Genomic DNA, 6,835 nt, shown 5'->3' on the forward strand with positions numbered 1-6,835 from the left:
ATCGCAAAGGCGATGTGATTGACGGCCTCAGCTTAGGTAATCACGATGCCAAGGTCTTCCATGCGGGTACTGAGATGAAAAACGGCCATGTGGTCACCAACGGCGGCCGTGTGTTATGCGCAACGGCGTTGGGTAACACAGTCACGGCAGCACAAAAAGCCGCGTATCAACTGGTTGATGAAATCCATTGGGATGATGTGTACTTCCGTACCGATATTGGCTATCGCGCCATCGCCCGTGAACAACAGGGCTAAGTATTAATCCTGCGAAAAACCGGCTTTTAGCCGGTTTTTTTATGCCTTAAATTTGACGATCGTCAAATTTAAGTTAATGATTTATATGGTTTTTATTTAAGCCAGCTCTACTTTGGCCCGCAGTATTCCGCTACAATGCTGCATAATTGTTAATTACCTAAAAGATTAAGGACTCCCTATGGAGATTAGACTGATATCTGCCGCCATCGCCTTACTGATTGGCGGGTGTGGGGGCGGATCTGAGGATACGGGCACCACAACACCACCCACACCACCGGTTCCGCCTCCGACAGTGACCCAATACACTGCCAGCGCAAGTCTGGTAGCGGGTGGCAAACTTACTCCCGCCAGCCAAAAAGTCGATGCGGGCAAAAGCGCCAGCTTTAGTGTTCAAGCGGACGCAGGCTTTGTGCTGGATAATATTAGCGGCTGTGGCGGCTCATTAGCCGAGTTAACTTACACCACGGCTGCAATGACGGCCGATTGCGCGATTACCCCAGCCTTTATCAGCAATGCTGAAAATGCCATTCGGCATCAAGACCATACCCTTGCCAGCGCCAATGAGCTTATTGATTTTAGTACCGCCAAACTGGCAAGCATTGCTGCAGTGCGTAAAGCGCAAATCACCCAGCTCTATCAAGGTGTAGGTAGCAATATTAGCTGGCATCCGACCCACGACTCCATTACCTTTTCGAGCTTTATGCCGGAAAACACCTTTACCCTATTGCCATCAAATGTGGATGGCAGTGGCGCGAGTGCCGTGCGCGGCCTCGTGATGGCGGGCGAACAGCAAGGACAACGTTACGCCGCCATGGGTGGCAACTTGTTTAGCGTCAACACTTCTGCGCAGACAGATGTGCTGCTGAAAAACCTGATCGCTTGGCTGACTCAAGGTAGCGATCAACGCGATGGTTTCAGCATAGTCACGGCCCAAATGCCGAGCCGCGCCGACAGTTGGTATTTCCCCCACAACGAAGGGATCCGCACTTGGCTGGCCACCCATTACCCCAATGCCCACAGTATCAATACCGCCAATAGCTGTGACTACAGCGCCCTTGCCAGCTGTATTGATAATCAAAAGCCAGATTTAATTGTTATCAGTGATATTGACCGCGACGGTTTAGGTTACGCAGGGGTGCAAGCGGCGATTGCCAAAGCCAAGGCTGCGGGTATTCCCCTGCTACTCTCAAATTATCGACGCGAACAAAGCCCCATGCTTGCACCCCTTTACCTTGAAATGGGGCTATCTACTGCGGGCAACTATTGGTCCAAACTCAATGCCGACAATCTGAGCGTGAGCACCATTCTGGCTGAAGATAAAGCCCTTGGTGATGTGGAAAAACTGCTCACCAATCTGCGGGAGCAGCGCTTTGACACGCAGGTATTAAATGACTGCACAGGCAATTATTTGAGCTGTAATAGCAGCGCCTTTGTTGAGGCCTTTAAAGCTGGTGCCGACTGGTACCGCAGCAGCGCTGAAACCTTAGATAGCAATGGTATTGATGTGTTTAGTCGCACTAACTTCCCATTGATGAAGGCAGGGTTACTGCTCGCCGATAAATACCGCAGCGATATTGACTACCCCATCGCCTACAGCGAGTTCACTCAATGGCAGCAGGCGCTATTTGCCGATTGGACTGTGAGCTACGCCCGCACGCGTAACCTTGCCCAAGCCGATTTAGGGGAATATGTCACCGACAGGGCAAATCTAAGCAAAGGCACGAATGCTCACTACGCTTATCCAGCCACAGCATCAGAGCGTAAAACCATCACCGTGCCTTACTCAGGCCAATGGACAACAACCGGCTGGTACGCCTTACCCGGGCAAACCATCAAATTCAGTCGTTTGGATAACACCAATGCCAATGTGGAAATTAAGCTCAATTATCATAGACGTAATACCAACCGCGCCTTTGAGCAAAAGGTATATCGCGCGCCGCTAGAGTTAGCACAGCAACGCATTAAACTCGCTAAAGGACAAAGCATTGAGTTTTCCACACCCTATGGTGGCCCGATTTACCTCCATATTAGTGGTGGCGAGGGAGCCCTCAGTGTCGATATCAATGCACAGAATGTGGCTAAGCACCCAAGTATTATGGATTTCTCCAATCCTGCTGAAATCACCGCCTTCAATGACAACATCCAAAATACCGAGCTGCCCCATGTGGATCTGCGCACCGATGGCGCCGAGCAGCATTTACGCCGCGACCGTTTTATGAATGCCATTGGCGGTAATGTGCCCGATGTGAATGCGCTGCTTAACAGTATTGTCGATGACCATATCAACAGTGTTTACACCTTAGCGGGACTTAAGATCCAAGGTAAAAGCTTAACGGAGTCGTTACCCGCCGATGTGCTCTCAAGCTGTCAGGCACTGTTTGGGCAAGATTGCACCGATGCCAGTCTGCACACGCGCACGATTATCCAACATGCTAACTATGACCAAAATGCCCACTGCGGCTCGGGCTGTAGCGGTAACCCTTGGGATGCCGCTTGGAATATTTCACCCACAGGTTGGGGCGATAACCACGAGCTAGGGCATAATCTGCAAACCAATCGCCTCAATGTGCAATACGCCACCGCCGCCAATAGTGACAATTGGACTGGCTATGGCAGCCGCGCGGGGGAAAACTCCAACAATATCTTCCCCTATGTGGTGAAGTGGAAAACCCACTATCTGCGTGATGGCAATACCGACATCATTAAAGATGGCCATATGAATCATAAAGATCTCTTCTATGTATTTATGTCCGATGCCGCAGGCACGACGGATACCAGTGGCAAACGCGTGGTCTTTGGTGCCAACTGTAAAGTGCTCGATATCGGCGAAGACCGATATACCGCGCCTTGGGCCAGCAATGCCTATGCGGTACACAATGGCTATCGCATGGCGTTTTACATCCAAATGGCACTTAAGGCCCATGGCATGACCTTGAGTGACGGCACCACCTTAACGAATGGTTTTAATCTTTTCACCTTGCTGTATCAGCACAGCCGTATTTTCGGTAAATACGCTAATAACGCCAGCGATTGGGAGGCAAACCGCAGTAAACTCGGTTTTGACTTGTTCCCCTTCGATGGCCACAGCGTCTACGGCGGTAAAAACGTCCGAGATATTCCGGGCAATGACTTTATGTTGGTTTCCTTAAGTAAACTCACAGGTAAAGATTGGCGCAGCCATTTCGACATGCTGGGGCTGCGTTATTCCAGCCTTGCAGCAACGCAAGTCACGGCAAACGCCGCACTCGGTACTGTACCTATGGGCATGTATGAGCTCGAAACCGAGTTGCCACCCGCCAACATGAGCCAAGGGTTAACCTTTATTCCCCTGTCATTGAGCAATGGCAGTACGCTGTGGAAAGGGGCAGGCTCCCCCGCGCAATGTGCTAAACCTTAAGCCTTAGCGCTAGAGTGCAAGCTCCAGCGCTACACCTTAAGCCCCAACGCTAGGGTGTAAGCCCATAAGCACTGCACGCCTTCAGTCGGGCATGCAAAAGGCCTGCGTATCGCTCACCACAATCCACCTCCCAAGGTGGATTGTGGCCTCAAGCGCTGGCGTTATTAATAGCATGGGTGGCTAGTGCCCAGAGGCAATCGCCCGGCGAGCAATACGATCAATTAAACCGGGGGCGATAAGCTTAAGCCAGCGCCCAAGGCGTCCGCGCAACGAGGTGATCAGTAGCCGCCCACGGCGGGCAATCACAGGTAGCATCATCTGAGCGCAAGCCTCCGCCGTGAGGATTTTTGACTCCTGCATAGGGGATACTCCTAGGGGCTTGCCCTCACCATCCAAGGCGCGCTTATGGATCTGGGACACCACAAAGTCAGGACAAATCACCGTTACCGCCACCCCATCCTCTGCCAATTCAATGCGCAGCGAATCAAAAAAGCCGATAACCGCATGTTTTGACGCCGCATACCCACTGCGGGTCGGCACCCCGGTTAACCCCGCAACAGAAGCCACCACCACAATCTGCCCATGGCTGGCCTTTAAATAGGGTAATGCCGCGTGCGTTAAATAGGCCGGGCCAAGGTAATTGACGCGCATCACCTCATCGAGCACGCCCAGTTGGCTTAGGGCATCAAACCGCGACCACATGGTCATCCCGGCATTATTGATAAGAATATCCAGGCGCCCGTAGTGGGCTATCGTTGCTTGAATAAGTGCCTCGCACTGCGCAGGATGGGTGACATCGGCGGCAAAGACTAAAGGCGTGGGGGCACTATCCATGGGCTGAACCTGTTGAACACTATCACTAAGCTGAGCGATTTCGTCCGCGAGTGAGCCTAAGCGCGCTTCATTGCGGGCGCTGAGCACCAGCCGCGCCCCGCTCTGGGCCAGCGCCAGTGCTAGCGCGCGGCCAATGCCCTCTGAGGCGCCGGTAATGACAACTACCTTATCCTGCAATCCTTCCATCACTCCCTGCCTTATTGACTGTCAATCACGAAACTAACAGCGAAGCCATTGCCACCGCACACCGCTCTAAAGCATGGCGATAACAACTGCTCAACCGACCTTGGGCTAAACTGGCATAAGCGGATAAAAAGCGCAATGGAATACAGGGCAGCTTGCTATGCCTGCCCTAACGTTCAGGTGGGGCCGATTGCGCCTTAGGCTGAGGCGGCTTGAGGGATGGCAAAGGACTCGCGCAATGGATACTGGGCCATGTAACCCGCCAAAGGCTGAGGCCGGCCAATGGCATATCCTTGGGCATAGTTAACACCGATGCTGTACAACCTATCGATAATATCCTGATTTTCAACAAATTCAGCAACAGTTTCAATGCCCATCACCCGGCACACATCTTGAATCGATTTCACGATGGCATAATCCTTGGCATTGACGGCGAGATTCTTCACGAAGCAGCCATCAATTTTGACATAGTCCACGGGTAACTCACGCAAATAACCATAAGAAGCAAAGCCGCTGCCAAAATCATCGAGGGCAAAAGAGAAGCCTAATTTGCGTAACTGTTTGAGCATCTCCATCCCACGGTGCCGATTTTGAATCGCCGTGGTTTCAGTGATCTCAAAGCAAATACATTGGCTAGGGATATCAAATAAGGCTTGCTGCTTGGCAATATATTCCACCATGCCCTCAGCCCCTAAACTATTTCCCGACAGATTAATCGACACACAGTGATCGGGCCACAGCTGCGGATGCAAAGACAGCCATAAAAAGGTTTTGCGGATCACTTCTTTATCAATTTCAGGCATTAATTTAAAGCGTTCTGCCGCAGCGATAAATTGCGCAGGGGGCAGCAATCGGCCGCAGGGCTCTTGTATACGCAATAAAATTTCCATACGTTTACGCTGCGCGCCATTACCGAGGCCGCGAATGGTTTGGTAATAGAGAATTAATTCATTATTTTCTAGCGCTCTGGCGATCCGCACCGCCCACTTAGGGGCATTTCTTTGGTAAGTGAGCTCTTTATCCTTATCATCATAAAAATGGATCTGATTAAAGCCCTTTGCCTTGGCCGCAATACAGGCGATATCGGCATCTTTGAGCAGCTCCCGCGCGTCGATATGGGGCGCTCTACCAAAGGCGACACCGATACTTAAACCGACTCGGTACTGGCCATGGCTATCTTGACCATGGTGATCGTGCAACACCAGCAGTGATACTTGATGGGAAATATGGCGCAGCAGCCGCGCCACCGACAAAGCACTGCGATTACGGCTCACGAGGCCAAACTCATCGCCCCCTAGGCGGGCCAACAACTCCTCAGGCCCCAAACAGCCCTGAATCGCCTTTGCGACCATCGCCAACATGCGATCCCCTGCGCTATGGCCACAACTGTCGTTAATCAATTTAAACTGTTCAAGATCAAGGTAACAGACCGCAATCGTTTTCGCGTTTTTGACAAAATGAGGTAATTGCTCTTCAAATGCCTGACGATTAAGTAAGCCGGTGATCGCGTCGATATTGGCTCGGATCTGTAACTGATGCTTTAACACCTCTTCCTGAGTAATATCCCTCAGCACCACCACAGCGCCCACAATCTCCCCGTGATGATTACGCAAATTACTGATACTGCGTGCCATTATCCTTGGCTTATCCACTAATAATTTGATCTTCTCGATCCGCGGCGCACAATCACCAAGGCTGATACAATCCTGCACCGCCCGATTCATCGGCTCCCCCGCCTTGAGTAATGCAGCAAGGCTCTGGCCGCATCCCTTGCTAAGGCTCACATTCAACAGCAGCTCCGCCTTCGGATTCATATAAATGACGTTAGCATCCACGCCTGTCACAATCACGGCCTCAGCGATACATTCAAGGGTGATTTTCGCCTGTTCATTTTGCTGATAAATTTTGGCAAGCAACTCATTAACACGTCTAGCAAATACCCCAAGCTCCAGCTCCTCAGCCACCAGCATAGGTTGATAGACAGTGGCCGCAGGATCAACCAAGGCCAACTGCTGCATCAGCACCTTAAAGGGATTGAGCAAGCAACGGCGCAGCCACACATAGCCGAGAATAACGATAAAAATCCCGATTAATATCAACGCCAAAGCCACGCCATCGAAGAAAAAGTCGATCTCTTGCCAAGGGCCGGGGGCAAAGCGCACCTGCA

Annotated in this window: 4 protein-coding genes; 2 read left to right on the plus strand and 2 right to left on the minus strand. The window is 51.5% G+C overall.

What is annotated here, in order from left to right:
- The coding region (locus ACRCZA_RS10485) for a phosphoribosylglycinamide synthetase C domain-containing protein (RefSeq protein ID WP_438674380.1) at positions 1-254 on the plus strand (254 nt) is incomplete at its 5' end.
- Positions 255-432: 178 nt separating this feature from the next.
- Entirely contained in the window at positions 433-3,651 is a 3,219-nt protein-coding gene (locus ACRCZA_RS10490; RefSeq protein WP_438674381.1) for an ImpA family metalloprotease, read from the plus strand.
- Positions 3,652-3,831: 180 nt separating this feature from the next.
- Here ACRCZA_RS10490 and ACRCZA_RS10495 read toward each other — a convergent pair whose 3' ends face one another.
- Together ACRCZA_RS10495 and ACRCZA_RS10500 are read right to left on the minus strand one after the other, a co-directional pair.
- On the minus strand, positions 3,832-4,671 hold the full coding sequence (locus ACRCZA_RS10495) for an SDR family oxidoreductase (protein ID WP_438674382.1): 840 nt from the start codon (positions 4,669-4,671) through the stop codon (positions 3,832-3,834).
- Between the two features lie 194 nt (positions 4,672-4,865).
- On the minus strand, positions 4,866-6,835 hold a 1,970-nt coding region (locus ACRCZA_RS10500; RefSeq protein WP_438674383.1), incomplete at its 5' end, for a putative bifunctional diguanylate cyclase/phosphodiesterase.

It is taken from the genome of Shewanella sp. (assembly GCF_051658185.1).
Lineage (GTDB): Bacteria > Pseudomonadota > Gammaproteobacteria > Enterobacterales > Shewanellaceae > Shewanella.